Source organism: Trujillonella humicola (assembly GCF_046233715.1).
Taxonomy (GTDB): Bacteria; Actinomycetota; Actinomycetes; order Mycobacteriales; family Geodermatophilaceae; genus Trujillonella; species Trujillonella humicola.
In genome coordinates this window covers 1-15,787 of the sequence record NZ_JBJNRJ010000008.1, presented here as the reverse complement: position 1 = coordinate 15,787, position 15,787 = coordinate 1, and the positions used below count along the sequence as shown (strand labels likewise).

Below are 15,787 nucleotides of genomic sequence, written 5' to 3'. Positions count from 1 at the left end.
CCCGATGACCGACCAGGGGGCGGGGGCGCCGCAGGACCGGGACGCCGACACCGCCGTCCCGGTCTACTTCCTGTCCGACAGCACCGGCATCAGTGCCGAGACCATGGGCAACGCGCTGCTCATCCAGTTCCCCGACGTGCCTTTCGAGCGCACCCTGATCCCCTTCATCTCCACGGTGGAGCAGGCGCGGGAGGTGGTGGCGCAGCTCGACGCGGCGATGGAGGGCCCGGTGACCCCGCTGGTGTTCACCACGACCGCGGTCGACGAGATCCGCGAGGAGCTGCTGAAGACCCGGGCCCCGATCATCGACTTCTTCGGGCTGCACATGCCCCGGGTGGAGGAGCACCTCGGCGCCCGGGGGCTGCACGAGGCGCGCCGGCTGCACGGGGTGGGCGACGTCCGCCGGTACAACGACCGGATGGCGGCGGTCGAGTTCGCGATCGAGCACGACGACGGGCAGAGCTCGCGGGCGCTCGAGCGCGCCGACGTCGTCCTGCTGGCGCCGTCGCGGTGCGGCAAGACCCCGACCGCGATGTACCTGGCGCTGCAGCACGGGTTGTTCGTCGCCAACTACCCGCTGGTCGACGAGGACCTGGAGACCACCGACCTGCCGCGGCCGGTGCGCGGCATCGCGGACCGCTGCTTCGGGCTGACGACCACGGTGGCGCGGCTGAGCCGGGTCCGGCAGGAGCGCCGCCCGGACTCGCAGTACGCCTCGGAGGACCAGTGCCGCTTCGAGCTGCGCCGCGCGGCGGCGATGTACGCGACCCACGGCCTGCCCACGGTGGACACTGCGGCTGCCTCCGTGGAGGAGATCGCCACCGTGGTGATCCAGACGCTGGCCCGGCAGAAGCGCGGTCCCGGCGCCCGTCCACCGGGCGACCGCGGACCCCGGCGAGGAAGGACCTCCCCATCATGAGCAGCACGCAGACCGCACCGCAGGCCGGGTCCGTGGGGGACGGCGACAACGTGCGCTGGTTCGCCGAGCTGGGGCTGGGCGACCTGGAGGTGGTCGGCGGCAAGAACGCCTCGCTGGGGGAGATGATCTCCCACCTGGCCGGTGCCGGGGTGAGCGTGCCGGACGGCTTCGCCACCACCGCCTCGGCCTACCAGCGCTTCCTGGGCGACACCGGCCTGGCCGACCGGATCGCCGAGCGGCTGCGGTCGCTGGACACCGACGACGTCGTCGCCCTGGCGGCGGCGGGTGCGGAGATCCGGCGGGCGGTGGTGGAGCAGCCGTTCCCGCCGGCGCTGGAGGCCGACATCCGGGCGGCGTACGCGCGGCTGGCCGGCGACGACGACGCCGCCTCGTTCGCGGTGCGCTCGTCGGCCACCGCCGAGGACCTGCCCGATGCCTCCTTCGCCGGGCAGCAGGAGACGTTCCTCAACGTCCGCGGCGTCGAGGCGGTGCTGCAGGCGATCCGCGAGGTCTACGCCTCGCTGTACAACGACCGGGCGATCGCCTACCGGGTGCACCACGGGTTCGAGCACGAGGCGGTGTCGCTGTCGGCCGGGGTGCAGCGGATGGTGCGCTCCGACGTCGGTGCCTCCGGGGTGGTGTTCACCATGGACACCGAGTCCGGCTTCCGCGACGCCGTCTTCGTGACCGCGGCCTACGGCCTGGGCGAGGGCGTCGTCCAGGGCGCGGTCAACCCCGACGAGTTCTACGTCTACAAGCCGGCCCTGGCGGCGGGGCGGCCGGCGATCCTCAAGCGCGGGGTGGGGGAGAAGGCCACCAAGATGGTCTACACCGACTCCACCGAGGTCGGCCGGACGACGGCGTTCGTCGACGTCGAGCCGGCGCAGCGGCGGCTGCTGTCGCTGACCGACGACGAGGTGCACGAGCTGGCGCGGCAGGCGGTGCGGATCGAGGAGCACTACGGCCGCCCGATGGACATCGAGTGGGGCAAGGACGGGCTGACCGGGCAGATCTGCATCCTGCAGGCCCGCCCGGAGACCGTGCAGTCGCGCGCCGGCAGCACCAGCGTGCGCTACCGGCTCACCGGCACCGGGGAGGTGGTGGTCGAGGGACGGGCGATCGGGCAGAAGATCGGCGCCGGCCCCGTCCGGATCCTGACCGACCTGGACCAGATGAGCTCCTTCTCGGCCGGGGACGTGCTGGTCGCGGACATGACCGACCCGGACTGGGAGCCGATCATGAAGCGCGCCTCGGCGATCGTGACGAACCGGGGCGGGCGCACCTGCCACGCGGCGATCATCGCCCGCGAGCTCGGCATCCCCGCCGTCGTCGGCACCGGGAACGCCACCCGGGCGCTCACCGACGGGGACCGGGTCACGGTGTCGTGCGCCGAGGGCGACACCGGCCTGGTCTACGCCGGCGAGGTGGGCTTCGAGGTGGAGGAGACCCGGCTGGACGCGATGCCGGAGATCCCGACGAAGATCATGATGAACGTGGGGACGCCGGAGCAGGCGTTCGCCTTCTCCCGGCTGCCGCACGCCGGGGTCGGGCTGGCCCGGCTGGAGTTCATCATCAACCGGCAGATCGGCATCCACCCCAAGGCGCTGCTGGAGCTGGACACGCTGGACGCCCCGCTGCAGGCCCAGATCCGGGAGCGGATCGTGGCCTACCCCTCGCCGCGCGACTTCTTCGTGCAGCGGGTCGCCGAGGGCGTCTCGACGATCGCCGCGGCGTTCGCGCCGGAGCCGGTGATCGTGCGGATGAGCGACTTCAAGTCCAACGAGTACGCCAACCTGCTCGGCGGGGAGGTCTACGAGCCGCACGAGGAGAACCCGATGCTGGGCTACCGGGGGGCCTCCCGGTACCTGTCGGCCGACTTCGCCGAGTGCTTCGCGATGGAGTGCGAGGCCCTGCGGTACGTCCGCGACGAGATGGGCCTGACCAACGTCGAGATCATGATCCCGTTCGTGCGGACCGTCGCGGAGATCGAGGCCGTCGTCGCGCTGCTCGGGCAGCACGGGCTGCGGCGCGGGGTGAACGACCTGTCCGTGGTCATGATGTGCGAGCTGCCGTCCAACGCGCTGCTGGCCGGGGACTTCCTCGAGCACGTCGACGGGTTCTCCATCGGGTCCAACGACATGACCCAGCTGACCCTCGGGCTGGACCGCGACTCCGCGCTGGTCGCCGCGGGCTTCGACGAGCGCGACCCGGCCGTGCTCGCCCTGCTCGAGATGGCCATCCGCGCCTGCCGGGAGCGCGACAAGTACGTCGGCATCTGCGGCCAGGGGCCCAGCGACCACCCCGATCTGGCGCGGTGGCTGCTCGACCAGGGCATCGGGTCGATGTCGCTCAACCCCGACACCGTCGTCGACACCTGGCTGCACCTGGCCGGTCAGGCGCGGGTGCAGGGATGACCGCGGTCCGGTACGAGCAGCGCGACGGGGTGGCGCGCATCCGCCTGTCCGACCCCGCGCGCGGCAACGCCATCGGTCCCGGGAGCGTCGCCGAGCTGGCCGCGGCGGTGCGGCGGGCGCGGGCCGACGACGTGCACGTCGTGGTCCTGTCCGCCGACGGGAAGGCCTTCTGCGTGGGCGGCGACGTGGCGGCCTTCGCCGCCGCCGACGACACCGAGCAGCTGGTCGACGACCTCGCGGAGGCGCTGCACCGGGTCGTCAGCGACCTGCAGCGGATGCCCGCCGTCGTCGTGTCGGTGGTGCAGGGCACGGCCGCCGGGGCCGGCGTCCCCCTGGCCGCGGCGGCCGACCTGGTGCTCGCGGCCGAGTCCGCGCGCTTCACCCTCGCCTACACCGGCATCGGCTTCTCGCCGGACGGCGGCAGCTCCCTGCTGACGGCGTCGGTCGGTCTCCACCGCGCGCTGGCCCTGGCGCTGCTCAACCCGGTCCTGTCCGCCGGCGAGGCGCACGCCCTCGGCCTCGTCGCCGCGGTCCACCCCGACGAGGACCTGCCCGCGGCGGTCGAGGACGTCGTCGGTCGGCTGCGCTCGGGGTCCCGGGACGCGCAGGTGGCGGCCAAGCGGCTGCTCCGCGAGACGGCGACGCCGGGCGCCGAGGCGGCGCTGCGCCGGGAGACCCTGTCCATCCGGGCCCGGGCGGCCAGCCCCGACGGGCGCGAGGGCGTCGCCGCGTTCCTCGCCAAGCGACCGGCGGCCTTCCCGAGCAGCACGGCCTGACCCGGCCGGGCGGGCCGCGGCGGCCCGGCCCCGACCCGTGCCGGTCCCTCCCGGTCAGCCGCGCGCGGCCGGCCGGGTCGCGAGCTGCTGGGCCAGGACCGCTCCCCACCGGCGGGCACGGTCCTCCTCACCGGCGGCGAGGGGGCCCTTCGTGCCGGTCACGGAGAAGTGCTCGGCCGGCGCGAGGATCGTGAGGCCGTGGCCGCGGAGCAGCTTCTCCTCCGTCCTGGCCGCGTGGTCCAGCTTCACCAGCAGCTTCGGGTGGTCGCTGCGCGTGTCGAAGGCGGCGCCGAGCGTGCCGCTGCCGGTGATCCGGACGGCGTCGAGCCACTCGTGCAGCCCCCGCGTGGTGTCGGCGATCTGCGCCCCGTGCTGCGCCACGGCCCCCTCGCGGCTGGAGGGCCGGGGCATGGACAGGGCGTGGTTGGGACCGCCGACCACGAGCAGGGCCACGTCGGGGCCGACCTCCTCGGGACCTCCCGCCGCGTCGGAGACCTCGGCGGCGAGCCCGGCGGCCGACAGCCCGGCGGCGACCGCCTGCGCGATCGTCCGGGCGTCACCGAAGACGGACTCGTAGACGACGAGGGCCCGGCTCATCGCTGCTCCCTGCTCGATGTGGTGGTGCGGTCCCGGCCGACGCTAGGGGGGAACCGGCGGGGGCGGGACGGGGCGAAGGACCCGCCGGGGAGGGCCGGAAGGACCCGGGGCCCGGAGCGCGACGGCCGTCGGACCCCGGCGCCGGGACCTCCGGCCCGGGCGGGGCGGGCGATGGTCTGCCAGCCTCGGACCCGTCCCGCCGAGACCGAGGAGTTCCCATGACCCGGACCAGTACCGGTCCCGACGGCGACCGCCGGCTGCTGGGCTTCGAGCAGGCGGTCGAGCGGGACGGTGCCACGGTGATCCCCGCGACCGTCCTGCGCACGCACACCGCGACGCGGAGCGCGGACGGGGACCGCGGGGGCCGCGGGGGGCGCGGCCTCGACGCGGCGCTGTCCGGTGGCCGGCCGCTGGGCGCCTTCGTCATCCGCGGGGGGCGCGTGCGCTGGCATCCCGCCGTCGACGCGACCCGGGTGCTGACGACGGCCGAGGTCGTCGTCGGCGCGGTCCTGGTCGCGCGGCAGCTCGCGGCGCGTCCCAGCGGCGCGCGGGCCGACGTGACCATGGGGCCGGGCGGCTGGGTGAGCATGAAGGGCGGCGCCATGTCGGTCCGTCCGGCCCGGCGGCTGTGGCGCCGGCATCCGGGGAGCAGCATCCCGGCCGGCCGGCGCCCGTGGTGGGCCCGGCTGCTGGCCGCGACCACGCTCCGGTCCCTGGTGGGGTGAGCCGGCCGCGCTCACGCGTGGGGCGGGTGGGCGCGCCGTCCCCAGCGGAACCACGCCAGCGGCCCGACCCAGTTGACGGCGATCACCGCGGCCCATCGCGCCTTCGGTCCCTGGACCTGCTCCGCGGGGCGGGTGGCGAGGTCGGTCCAGGCGGCCACGGCGAGCGCCAGCTGCAGGGCCGCCAGGACCAGCAGCGCCCTCCGGCGCCCGCGGGGCAGGTCGCCCCAGCGGGTCCGGTGATGCCGGCCGCGGCTCACCGCGCACCCACCACGGCGACGGAGCACGCCGCGTAGTACGCGGCCGCGTGCGCGACGCTGCCCAGGGGCAGGGCCGACCGCGCGCGGCCGTGCCGGCCGACGACGAGCAGCTCGGCGTCCTCCGCGCGGGCGAGGAGCGCCTCCACCGGCCGGTCCGGCACGGCCACGGTGGTGACCGGCACCTCCGGGTGCTCGTGGTGGACGTCGGCGACCGCCGAGGAGAGCGCGGCCACCCCCGCTCCCGCAGCGCGCCGCTGTCGGGATCGGCGGTGCCCGCCAGCGCGGCCAGCGGCAGGTCCGAGGCGGCGTGCACCGCGGCGACGGGGAGCCCCAGCCGCGCGGCGTGCGCGAACCCGAACCGGAGCGCGGCCAGGGAGGCCGCCGAGCCGTCGACGCCGATGACGACGGATCGCGGCCGGGCCGCCGGCGCCGCGCGCACGACGACCACCGTCGTGCCGGTCGCACCGCGCAGCAGCTCGGCGGCGCTGGAGCCCAGCAGCACCCGGTCGCACCCGGACTGGCCGCTGGCGCCCAGCGCCAGGGCTCCCGCGCCGGTCGCCAGCTCCGCGAGCGCCTCGACGGGATCGCCCGTGCGCACCTCGGGCAGGACGTGCAGCGCGGGCGCCTGGCGCCGCACGCGGGTGACCGCGACGGCCAGCCCGTTCTCGGCGGCGCGGCGCAGGAGTGCGGTGTCCGTCGCGGCACCGGCCGCAGGTGTGCCGCCGGGGGCGGCGTCGGCGGGCGCGACCGCCGGCAGGACGTGCACGAGCCGCAGCCGCCGGCCTGACGCGGCGGCCTCCCGGGCCGCCCAGTGGACGGCGCGGCGGGCCGGTGCCGAGCCGTCGAAGGCGACGAGCAGGGGCGGTCGCGAGGAGGAGGCGAACGGCCGGGTCGGCGCCGGGTGGTGGGTCCATCCGTTGACGGGCATGGCCCGACCCTGCCGGGCGGGTCGTCCGGACCGAGCGGGTCGATGGTCCCCGGTCGGCCGCCGGGAGTCCCCGGTCGCGGCCCCGGCCCGCGCGTCCCTGCGCAGGACCCGCCAGGTCGGGCCGTTCGGCCCTGCGTGCGCCGACCGCGAGCGCCCAGTCTGCTGGCGTGCTGGAGACGCCGGGACCCGGGACCGCCCGCCCGGGAGCCTCGCTCGACCCGCCGGTCGTGCTCACCCTCGACGTGGGCTCCTCGTCGCTGCGGGCGGCGCTGCGCGACCCGGACCTGCGGATGCAGCTGCACATCTCCGGGCTCGACGGTGACGAGGCCCGGCTGACCATCGAGGGCACCGGCTCCTTCGTGGAGCACGCCCTGCTGCACACGGGGTGGTCCGAGGCGCTGACGGAGGTCGCCGGGGCCATCGCCCGCCGCGGGTTGCGGCCGGCCGTGGTGGCGCACCGCGTCGTGCACGGCAGCGCGCTGGTGCGGGCGCCGTGCTGGGCCGACGACGCCCTGCTCATCCGGCTGCGCGCCGAGGAGCACCTCGATCCGCTGCACCTGCCGCGCCAGCTCGCCGTCGTCGAGGAGGCCCGCACGTGGTGGCCGGACGCCGAGGTCGTGCTGGTGCCCGACACCGGGTTCCACGCCGCACTGCCCGACGAGGCGGTCACGCTGCCGCTGCCGCTGGACCTGCGCGCGGCCGGGCTGCGCCGGTGGGGATCCCACGGGCTGGCGGTGCAGAGCGTCGTCGACCTGCTCCCCGGCCTCGGGTCGGCGGTGGTGGTGCACCTGGGCAGCGGCTGCAGCGTGACCGCGGTGCAGGCCGGACGCCCGCGATCCACCACGGCGGCGCTAAGCCCGGCCGGCGGGATCCCGTCGCCGACGCGCAGCGGCGACCTGGACCCCGAGGTGGTCCTGCGCCTGGTCGAGCTGCACGACGGATCGGTCGCGGAGGTCCGCGAGCTGCTGGACCGGCGGTCGGGGCTGGCCGGGATGTCCGGTGGCCGCAGCGACGTCCGCACGCTGCTGGCCGCCGACGACCCCGCCGCCGGCCTGGCGCTGCGGGTCTTCGTGCGCGACGTCGCGATGGCCGTCGCCGCGGCGGTCACCGCACTGGACGCCTGGGACGGCCTGGTCTTCACGGGCGGGATCGGGGTGCACTCCGGCGAGATCCGGGAGCGGGTGTGCGAGCGGCTGCTGGCCCTGCGGCCCGGCACCGCCCGGTTCAGCGGTGCGCCCAGCGAGCGGCTGTCCGCCAGCGGGGTCCGGGTGCTCGCCGTGCCGGTCGACGAGGCGGCGGTGATGGACCGCCTGACCCGCGCCTTCCTCCGCGCGCGGGCCCCCCGGCCGGTGGACGCCGGCGCGTGAGCGGGCCCGGCGATCCGCCCGTCCCGCAGGCGCGGCCGGAGCGCGCCCTGCTGCGCGACGGCAGCACCGCCGTCCTCGCCGGCCTCGGTCCGGGGGACGCCGCCGAGGTGCTCGAGCTGCACCGCCGCCTCGGTGAGCGCGACACCTACCTCCGCTTCGCGTCGTCGCACCCGGCGGACCTCCCCGGGTACGTCGAGCGCACCCTCGACCCCGGTTCCGGGGCGCTCACGCTGGGCGCGCGCGTCCGCGGCCGCCTCGTCGGCGTGGTCCAGCTGCTGCCCTGCGGGGACGGGGTCGCGGAGGTGGCGGCCGTGGTGGACGCCGCCGACCGGCACGACGGGGTGGCCACCGCGCTGCTCGAGCACCTCGCCGCCCGGGCCCTCCCGCTGGGGATCGGGCGCCTGGTCGCCCTGGTCCTGGCCGAGAACGGGCCGATGCTGCGCGTGCTCGAGGAGCTGGGCCTGCCGCTGGCCACGACCCGCGAGGGGACCGCGCAGCGGATCGAGCTCGCCCTGCAGCCGGGGGAGCGCTACCGGGACGCGGTCGAGGACCGGTTCCGGGCCGCCGCCGCGGCGAGCCTGCGGCCGCTGCTGCGACCGCGCTCGGTCGCGGTCGTCGGCGCCGGGCGGTCGCCGGCCTCCGTGGGCCGCGCCGTGCTGCGCAGCCTGCGGGTGGGCGGCTTCCCGGGCCCGGTGCACGCGGTGAACCCGGCGGCGGCCGCCGCCGGCACCCCGGTGGAGGGGGTGGCGTGCGCCCCGGACGTGCGGTCGCTGCCGGGTCCGGTCGACCTCGCCGTGGTGTGCGTGCCGGCGCCCGAGGTGCCCGACGTCGTCGCGGACTGCGGCGAGGCCGGTGTCCCGGGCGTCCTGGTCCTCAGCGGTGGCCTGGCCGCCGCCCGCGGCCGCCTGCGCGCGCTCGCCGACCGGTACGGCCTGCGGCTGGTGGGCCCCAACAGCCTCGGCCTGGCCGTGCCCGGGGTGCCCTCGTCCCTCGTGGCGTCCTTCGCCGGGCGGGTGCCGGCCGCCGGGGACGTCGGCCTGGTGGCGCAGTCCGGGGGGATCGCCATCGCGGCGCTGGCCTCCTGGCAGCGGCTGGGCCTCGGCCTGGCCGCCGGGGTGGCGATCGGCGACGCCGTCGACGTCGGCGTCCGCGACCTGCTCGCCTGGTTCGACGAGGACCCCGGCACCGGGCTGGTCGTGCTGTACGCCGAGTCCGAGCCCGACCTGCGCGGCCTGGTGCGGACGGCGGCGCACCTCGCCCGCCGGGTGCCTGTGCTCGCCGTCGCGTCGGGGACCTCGGGCGCCGGTGCGCGGGCCGCCGGCTCGCACACGGCCCGCGCCGCCACCCCCTCCGTGGTCCGGGAGGCGGCCTACCGCGCCGCGGGGGTGCAGACGGTCCCGGACCTGGCCTCGCTCGCGGCGGCGGCCGCCCTGCTCGCGGGACAGCCGCCGCCGCGGTCGGGCACGGTCGCCGTCCTCACCAACGCCGGCGGGCTCGGGGTGCTGCTGGCCGACGCCTGCGCCGCCGCCGGGGCGCCGGTGGACCCGCTGCCGGCCGACCTCCGGCAGGCGCTGGCCGCCGTCCTGCCCGCACTGGCCGAGACCGGCAACCCCGTCGACACCGGCGCCGCCGTCTCCGCCGCCGCCTTCGCCGCCGCCCTGTCGCTGCTGCGGGCATCCCCGGCGGTCGCCGCCGTGGTCACCTCCGCGGTCGCGACCGGCGTCGGCGACCCGTCGCCCGGGGTCGTCGGGGGTGCGTCGGCCGCGGTGGAGGACGGCGCGCCGGTCGTCGACGTCCGCTTCGGGCGCGCCACGCTGCTCGAGCGGCTGCACCTGCCCGGCGGGCGGTACCTGGTCTCGGTGGCCGAGCCGGCGACCGCCGCCCGCGCCCTCGCCGCGGCGGTCGCGCGGCGGGACTGGCTGGCTCGGCCCGCCGGGGCCGTGGAGGTCCCCGACGCCGTGGACGTCCGGGCGGCGCGCCCGGTGCTGGAGACCGTGCTCCGGCGCGCGCCCGGCGGGGACTGGCTGCTGCCCGACGAGGTCGGGCAGCTGTGCGCGGCCGCCGGACTACCGGCGGTCGCGACCCGGTGGACGGCCACCCCCGAGGAGGCGGCGGCCGCCGCCGCGGCCCTCGGCGGCCCGGTGGCGGTCAAGGGAACGGTGGCCGGGGTGGTGCACAAGGGCGACGCCGGCCTGCTGCGCATGCCGGTCACCGACCCCGCCGAGGTGGCCGGGACGGTCGCCGCGTGGGCGCGGAGCGCCGGGCCGGACTGGCGCGGGGCGCTCGTGCAGCCGGTCGTGCCGCCCGGCGACGAGCTGCTCGTCGGCGCCGTCCGGGACCCCTCGGCCGGCGCCGTGGTGGCCCTGGGTCCGGGCGGGCGCGCCGCCGACGCCCTGGGGCACCGCGTGCACCGCCTCGCTCCGCTCACCGGGGACGAGGCGGCGGCGATGCTGACGGCGACGGGCCTGTTCGGCACCGCCCACGGGAGCACCCTCGACCGCGCCGGCGTCGCGGACTGCGTCCGGCGCGTCGGCTGGCTGGCCGACGCGCTGCCCGGGCTCGCGGAGGTCGAGATCAACCCGCTGCGCGTCGACGGCGGCGGCTGCCTCGCCCTCGACGTCCGGGCACGGGTGACCGCGCCGCCCGGCGCGGGCTGATCACGCCGGTCGGTCAGCCCCCGGCCGGTGCCGCCGCGGGGACACCGGCGCCGAGCGGCAGCACCGCCACCGGGCACGCCGCCCGGTGCAGCACCGCCGACGTCACCGACCGCAACCGGGCGATCGGGCCGACCCGGTGGCGGTGCCCGACGACGAGCAGCTCGGCGGTGAACGCGGCCGCGAGCAGCGTCTGGGCCGCACCGGCCCGCCGCACGACCGTGTGCACGGGGACGGGGGGCTCGCCGGCGCGGTCGAGCACGTCGGTCACCAGCGCCTCCTCGCGCCGCTGCGCGGTCTGCTCGTCCACCAGCGGCTCGAGCGCGAGGTGCAGCAGGCCGGGCACGGTGTGCTGCCAGGTGTGCACGGCGATCACCGAGCTGCGCCGGTTGGTCGCCGCCTGCACCGCGAAGGCCAGCAGCTCGTCGTCCCCGTCGTCCCCGGCCAGCCCGACGACGACGCCGGAGCGGCCCGTGACCGCGGTCGCCGGCCGCAGCGGGACCACCAGCACCGGGCACCGGGCGTGCGCGGCCACCGCCGCGGCGGTGGAACCGAGCAGGAGGTCATCCAGGCCACCGGAGGACGTCGACCCCACGCACAGCAGCTGCGCTCCGTCGCCCTCGGCGACGAGGACCTCGGCGGCCGGACCCTCGACGAGCGCGGTGCCCACCGGCACCCCGGGGAAGTCGCGCACCACCTCCGCCTCGAGGGTGTCGAGCACCAGCTCGCCGGCCGTCCGGAGCACCACCCGGGGATCGACCCCGGCCGCGGCGGGCACGTGCTCGCCGAACCCCCGGGGGAAGACCATGACCAGCCGCAGGCCGACACCCCGGGCACGGGCCTCCGCGGCGGCCACGCGCACCGCGGCACCGGCCGACCGGGAGCCGTCGACGCCCACGACCACCGGTCGGCCCTCGGGCCGCACGTCCGGCGGGGAGGCGGTCACCCCGCGGTCGCCCCCGGTCACCTCGCGGTCACCGTCTCGTGCGCCGCTCCCCGGCCGGCCGCGGTCGCGCGCTCGTTCCACGTGTCCAGCAGCCGGTCGAGCCGCGCCAGGCACAGCTCCACCTCGATGCGGGTGGCGGGGGTGTCGGCGGCGCGCTGGGCCGACCGGGCGGCGAGCAGTCGCCCCCGGGCGTCCTGCAGGTCCAGCCGGATGCTGTCGTCGGTGCCGGGGGTGGGGACGGCCACGGGGACCTCCGGTGTGCCGCGGGGTCGCTGTCGGCGGTGGGGCTGCCGGGAACCAGGGTCGGCCGCACGCCGCCGCGGGACAGGAGCCGGAGGACGTCTCCGGCGGGGACCAACGGCCCTCACCCGCCGCGCCGCGCCGCCCCGTCCTCGGCGCGCCGCGCCGGGCCGTCCTCGGCGGCGGGGAGGGCCGCGGCGAGCTCCTGGCGCAGCGCGGTGACCAGCGCGTCGGCGTCGGGCACGACCGCCCGGTCGGTGCCGAAACCGAAGGTGACCGCGCCGGCGTAGCTGAAGATCGTCACGGTGAGGGCCTGGCGCATGCTCGTCGGCGCCCACCCGACCATCCCGGTGACCGGCGCCCCGGCCAGCGCCATCCGCCGTCGCGGGCCGGGGACGTCGGTCAGGACACCGACCGCCTTGGCGCCGAAGAACCGGTTGAGCGCGGTCCCGACCGGGGTGGGGCTCAGCGCGATGCCGCGGCTGATCGCGTAGGTCAGCGCCGGCTCCCAGGAGTCGCGGATGCGGGCGACGGCCCGGTGCACGGCGGCCAGCCGGTCGGGGAACCCGGCCGGGCCGTGGGGGAGCGGGACCAGCACGAGGGCGAAGTGGTTGCCCAGCTCCCGCGGCGGCAGCGGGCCCGGCGGCGCCAGGTTGACCGGCACCATCCAGGCCACCCGGTCGTCCCCGGGCGGCAGCGGCCCGCTCCCCGGGGCGCTCGCGAGGTGGCGGGCCAGGGCGCCGCACACCAGGGCGGTGCAGACGTCGTTGAGCGTCGTCCCGGTGCGCGCGGCGACGGCCTTGAGCCGGTCCAGCGGGACGGGGTCGCTCCAGGCCACCGCCTTGGCCGCGCCCGGGCGGCCCTCCAGCACCGTCCGGGGATTGGTCCACAACCCGACGGTGAGCACGGACACCAGCGTGTTGAGCAGCGTCCCGACCGCCCCGGCCGGGCCGGAGCCGGTCGGCAGCGGCCGCGCGCGGCCGACCCGGGCGCTGAGCTCCGGCGCCGCCCCGTCCAGGGGGTCCAGGAGCCCGAGCAGCAGCTGCGTGGCGCGGATGCCGTCGGCGAGGGAGTGGTGGAAGCGGCAGACCAGGGCGCTGCCGCCGCCGGCGCCCTGCAGGAGGTACAGCCGCCACATGGGGTGGGCCGGGTCCAGCGGGGTGCCGCGCTGCTCGCCGACGAACCGCTGCAGCGCCGCCCGGTCGCCGCCGCCCGGGGCGGGGCGGACGACGAGGTGGCGGTCGAGGTCGAACGCCGGGTCGTCGACCCACGAGGCCCAGCGCAGCGGGCCGCGGTGGACGACCGGCCGCTGCCGCAGCACCGGGTGGCGGTCGAGCAGGCGCGCCTGCACCAGGGCGCGCAGCCGGCCGGGGTCGACCGGCTCGCTGGTCCACAGCAGCGAGGTGACCGCCATGAGGTTCTCCGGCCGGTCGAGGGTCAGCCAGAACGAGTCCTCGACCGGCATCCGGCGGCGGCTCACCGGGCGCCGTCCCCGGCCGGCGCGGGCCGGTCGACGGCCCGGCCGAGCTCCACCAGCTCGGCCAGGCCCCGCTCGGTGCCCCGCGCCAGCGCCCACACGTCGGTCGCGGAGACGGCGTCACCGGTGATGCCGACGGTGAGCTGCCCGGCGTAGGAGAAGACCGCGACCCCCGTGCGGAGGCGGGAGGCGATCGGGACGTAGGGGATCATCTCCACGCACCGGCGGCCGAGCGCGTAGAGGGGTTCGCTCGGACCCCGCACGTCGGTGGTGACCGTCGTGATGTTCCGCTGCGGCAGGTGCCAGACCAGCCGCAGCCCGGGGGCGAGGGCGGCGAACGGCTCGGCGCCGGCCAGCCGGACCAGCACGGCCCCGGCCTCGGCCTCGTGCTCGGCCTTGAGCCGGCCGAACAGCTCCCGGACGGCGGCCAGCCGCTCCGCCGGGTCGGCGACGTCGACCGGCAGGTCGGCGAGCATGCACGACACCCGGTTGTCCCGGATGCTCTCCTCGCCCGGTGCCCGCACGTCGACCGGCACCAGCGACCGGATGCGGTGGCCGGTGGGCCGCTCGCCCCGCCCGATCAGCAGCTCGCGGAAGCCGGCGGTCACCGCGGCGATCACCACGTCGTTGAAGGTGCCGCCCAGCCGGTGCCGCACCGCCGCCACGTCGTCGACGCTGCCGCGCGCCAGCGCGAACCGGCGGCTGCCGGAGAGCGGCCCGGTCAGCGACGACCGCGACGTCGGGCGCAGCGCCGTGGCCAGAGCGGCGGCGCCGCGCGCGGTGGCCCCCGCGAGCCGGCCCACGGACACCGGGTGGCGGGCCAGGGAGGCCAGCCCGCGCAGCTGCGCCGCGGGCAGCCGGGCCAGGTCGAGCGCGGCCAGCGACGCGAGGCGGAGCGCCGACGGCGGCTCGCGGGGGCACCACCGGTCGGGCACGCCGGGCGCCGGCTGCGGGGTCGTGTCGAGGACGACGCGGTACAGGTCGGTGCCCGAGACGCCGTCGACCATGCAGTGGTGCACCTTGGACAGCAGGGCCCAGCGGCCGCCGGCCAGCCCGTCCACCAGCCGGTACTCCCACAGCGGCCGGGACCGGTCCAGCGGTGCCGACATGACCCGCCCCACGAGCGCGGCCAGTTCCCGGTCGCCGCCGGGTGGCGGCAGCAGCGAACGGCGCAGGTGGTCGTCGAGGTCGAACGCGGGCGCGTCGACCCACACGGGCGGCCCGAGGTCCAGCGGGACCTCGCGGGCCAGCTGCCGGTAGCGCGGGATCAGGGGCAGCCGGCCGGCGAGGACGGCCCGGAACTCCGCGAACCGGGGTGCCGGGCCCTCGAAGACCGCGACCGACCCGATGGCCAGCGACGTGCCCGGCTGGGCGTCCTCGAGCTGGAGGAAGGCGGCGTCCAGCGGGCTCATGCGCTCCATGACGCGGCAGCCGGGTTCAGCGCAGCGGGTGTGCGGGCGCGCCGGTGTTCTGCTCGACGTCCTCGGTCGCCGTCCGCAGCAGCCGGTGCCCGAGGTCGGTCAGGGCCCGGCCCGCGGCGATCTCGTCGCCGATCTCGGGGACGTCGCGGTCGGCCGGGTCCAGGCGGGCCAGCCCGACCCCGGCCAGCCGGTCACCGTCCCGCGTGTGCAGCCGGGCCACCGCCCGGGTGTGGCCGTCGTGCTCGTCGATGTCGATCGTCACCGTCCAGGTGGCGACCGAGCGCTGCCCGGTGCCCGGTCGGGTGCTGCTGCCCATGGCGTCCTCCTCGGTGCGGTCCCGCGGGATCCGTCGATGCTGTCCGGGCCGGCCGGGCCCCGCCGCGGCCGGAGGGACCGGTGGCGCGGGACCTCCGGCCCTCCGCCGGCCGCCCTTGGCCCGCGGCCGGGGTGCGCCCCGGCCGCCAGGCTGGGGCGATGCCCACGCCGCGGGAGCCGGGATGACGGACGTCGGCGGACCGGACGGACCGCTGCCGGACCGCGGTCGTCTGCTGGAGGAGCTGACCCGCATCTCGTTGCGGTCCGAGCCGCTGTCGGCGGTCCTCCGGCGGGTCGCGCTGCTCGCCTGCGACACCGTCCCGGGCGCGGTCGCGGCGTCGGTCACCCTCGTCGAGGGGCGCAGGGTGCGCAGCATGGGGGTGACCGACCGGCGCGCGGCGGCGCTGGACGAGCGCCAGTACGACCGCGGCTTCGGGCCCTGCCTGGAGGCCGCCGTCACCGGCGAACCGGTCCTCGTCGAGGACACCGCCGAGGAGCCCGTGTACCCGGAGTTCGCCGCCGTGGCACGCCGGCTGGGGATCGGCCGGGTGCTGTCGGTGGGGATGCCGGTGGACCACCGCGTGGTCGGGTCACTGAACCTCTACGGCGGCGCGGGCCGCTGGGGGGCCGGTGACGTGGCCGTCGCGCGGGACCCGACTTTGATCATTTGCTTAGTGCGTGACTTCCACCTGCGGTAGCGCATCGAGGATGGCCCGCTGAGCTGGGGGAATGGCGGGGTGGAACGTCTGGG

The 15,787-nt window shown here is 77.7% G+C and carries 15 protein-coding genes and 1 pseudogene; 7 read left to right on the top strand and 9 right to left on the bottom strand.

Features of this window, described 5'->3' with window-relative positions; translation table 11 throughout:
* Positions 1 to 4 precede the first annotated feature (4 nt).
* Genes ACK586_RS06360 through ACK586_RS06350 form a run of 3 tightly spaced genes read left to right on the top strand, consistent with a single transcriptional unit; the run spans position 5 to position 4,109 of the window.
* Positions 5 to 919: a pyruvate, water dikinase regulatory protein gene (locus tag ACK586_RS06360; RefSeq protein ID WP_409329615.1), complete on the top strand. Its 915-nt coding sequence runs from the start codon at positions 5 to 7 to the stop codon at positions 917 to 919.
* Entirely contained in the window at positions 916 to 3,333 is a 2,418-nt protein-coding gene (gene ppsA, locus ACK586_RS06355; protein WP_409329614.1) for a phosphoenolpyruvate synthase, read from the top strand. The genes ACK586_RS06360 and ppsA overlap by 4 nt, the downstream gene beginning before the upstream one ends.
* Positions 3,330 to 4,109, top strand: a complete 780-nt coding sequence (locus tag ACK586_RS06350) for an enoyl-CoA hydratase/isomerase family protein (RefSeq protein WP_409329613.1) — start codon at positions 3,330 to 3,332, stop codon at positions 4,107 to 4,109. The genes ppsA and ACK586_RS06350 overlap by 4 nt, the downstream gene beginning before the upstream one ends.
* 54 nt (positions 4,110 to 4,163) lie before the next feature.
* On the opposite strand, the gene ACK586_RS06345 is transcribed toward ACK586_RS06350, so the two are convergent.
* Complete coding sequence (locus ACK586_RS06345; RefSeq protein ID WP_409329612.1) at positions 4,164 to 4,706, bottom strand: hypothetical protein; 543 nt, start codon at positions 4,704 to 4,706, stop codon at positions 4,164 to 4,166.
* 218 nt (positions 4,707 to 4,924) lie between these two features.
* Between ACK586_RS06345 and ACK586_RS06340 the strand changes: the two genes are divergently transcribed.
* Positions 4,925 to 5,431 (top strand): hypothetical protein, encoded by a 507-nt coding sequence (locus tag ACK586_RS06340; protein WP_409329611.1) that lies wholly within the window; start codon positions 4,925 to 4,927, stop codon positions 5,429 to 5,431.
* Between the two features lie 11 nt (positions 5,432 to 5,442).
* Here ACK586_RS06340 and ACK586_RS06335 read toward each other — a convergent pair whose 3' ends face one another.
* From ACK586_RS06335 to ACK586_RS06325, 3 genes and pseudogenes are all read right to left on the bottom strand, one after another.
* On the bottom strand, positions 5,443 to 5,688 hold the full coding sequence (locus ACK586_RS06335; protein ID WP_409329610.1) for a PLDc N-terminal domain-containing protein: 246 nt from the start codon (positions 5,686 to 5,688) through the stop codon (positions 5,443 to 5,445).
* A complete protein-coding gene (locus ACK586_RS06330; RefSeq protein WP_409329609.1) occupies positions 5,685 to 6,200 on the bottom strand; it encodes a universal stress protein in 516 nt (171 codons plus the stop codon). The genes ACK586_RS06335 and ACK586_RS06330 overlap by 4 nt, the downstream gene beginning before the upstream one ends.
* A gap of 212 nt (positions 6,201 to 6,412) precedes the next feature.
* Positions 6,413 to 6,616, bottom strand: a pseudogene (locus ACK586_RS06325) (universal stress protein); the annotation flags it as partial.
* 167 nt (positions 6,617 to 6,783) lie between these two features.
* On the opposite strand from ACK586_RS06325, the gene ACK586_RS06320 reads away from it, so the two are divergent.
* Positions 6,784 to 7,983, top strand: a complete 1,200-nt coding sequence (locus ACK586_RS06320) for a hypothetical protein (RefSeq protein WP_409329608.1) — start codon at positions 6,784 to 6,786, stop codon at positions 7,981 to 7,983.
* Positions 7,980 to 10,640 (top strand): GNAT family N-acetyltransferase, encoded by a 2,661-nt coding sequence (locus tag ACK586_RS06315; RefSeq protein ID WP_409329607.1) that lies wholly within the window; start codon positions 7,980 to 7,982, stop codon positions 10,638 to 10,640. Before ACK586_RS06320 ends, ACK586_RS06315 begins: the two co-directional genes overlap by 4 nt.
* Positions 10,641 to 10,653: 13 nt before the next feature.
* Here ACK586_RS06315 and ACK586_RS06310 read toward each other — a convergent pair whose 3' ends face one another.
* The 5 genes from ACK586_RS06310 to ACK586_RS06290 form a co-directional block, all read right to left on the bottom strand.
* Entirely contained in the window at positions 10,654 to 11,604 is a 951-nt protein-coding gene (locus ACK586_RS06310; RefSeq protein WP_409329606.1) for a universal stress protein, read from the bottom strand.
* Positions 11,601 to 11,828 carry a hypothetical protein gene (locus tag ACK586_RS06305; protein ID WP_409329605.1) on the bottom strand — a complete coding sequence of 76 codons (228 nt, stop codon included), beginning with the start codon at positions 11,826 to 11,828 and terminating at the stop codon, positions 11,601 to 11,603. Before ACK586_RS06305 ends, ACK586_RS06310 begins: the two co-directional genes overlap by 4 nt.
* A gap of 119 nt (positions 11,829 to 11,947) precedes the next feature.
* The gene (locus tag ACK586_RS06300) at positions 11,948 to 13,303 is read right to left on the bottom strand and encodes a WS/DGAT domain-containing protein (protein ID WP_409329604.1); all 1,356 of its coding nucleotides are present in this window, start codon (positions 13,301 to 13,303) and stop codon (positions 11,948 to 11,950) included.
* Positions 13,300 to 14,712, bottom strand: a complete 1,413-nt coding sequence (locus tag ACK586_RS06295) for a wax ester/triacylglycerol synthase family O-acyltransferase (protein WP_409329603.1) — start codon at positions 14,710 to 14,712, stop codon at positions 13,300 to 13,302. Before ACK586_RS06295 ends, ACK586_RS06300 begins: the two co-directional genes overlap by 4 nt.
* 25 nt (positions 14,713 to 14,737) lie before the next feature.
* Positions 14,738 to 15,037 carry a DUF1876 domain-containing protein gene (locus ACK586_RS06290; protein ID WP_409329602.1) on the bottom strand — a complete coding sequence of 100 codons (300 nt, stop codon included), beginning with the start codon at positions 15,035 to 15,037 and terminating at the stop codon, positions 14,738 to 14,740.
* Positions 15,038 to 15,218: 181 nt separating this feature from the next.
* Here ACK586_RS06290 and ACK586_RS06285 point away from each other — a divergent pair, with 181 nt between their 5' ends.
* Complete coding sequence (locus ACK586_RS06285; RefSeq protein ID WP_409329601.1) at positions 15,219 to 15,734, top strand: GAF domain-containing protein; 516 nt, start codon at positions 15,219 to 15,221, stop codon at positions 15,732 to 15,734.
* Positions 15,735 to 15,787 lie beyond the last annotated feature (53 nt).

Excerpts from the sequence above, each read along its gene's own strand:
- ACK586_RS06360 (WP_409329615.1), top strand. The coding sequence starts at position 5 with ATGACCGACCAGGGGGCGGGGGCGCCGCAGGACCGGGACGCCGACACC.
- ppsA (WP_409329614.1), top strand. The coding sequence starts at position 916 with ATGAGCAGCACGCAGACCGCACCGCAGGCCGGGTCCGTGGGGGACGGC.
- ACK586_RS06350 (WP_409329613.1), top strand. The coding sequence starts at position 3,330 with ATGACCGCGGTCCGGTACGAGCAGCGCGACGGGGTGGCGCGCATCCGC.
- ACK586_RS06345 (WP_409329612.1), bottom strand. The coding sequence starts at position 4,706 with ATGAGCCGGGCCCTCGTCGTCTACGAGTCCGTCTTCGGTGACGCCCGG.
- ACK586_RS06340 (WP_409329611.1), top strand. The coding sequence starts at position 4,925 with ATGACCCGGACCAGTACCGGTCCCGACGGCGACCGCCGGCTGCTGGGC.
- ACK586_RS06295 (WP_409329603.1), bottom strand. The coding sequence starts at position 14,712 with ATGAGCCCGCTGGACGCCGCCTTCCTCCAGCTCGAGGACGCCCAGCCG.
- ACK586_RS06290 (WP_409329602.1), bottom strand. The coding sequence starts at position 15,037 with ATGGGCAGCAGCACCCGACCGGGCACCGGGCAGCGCTCGGTCGCCACC.
- ACK586_RS06285 (WP_409329601.1), top strand. The coding sequence starts at position 15,219 with ATGACGGACGTCGGCGGACCGGACGGACCGCTGCCGGACCGCGGTCGT.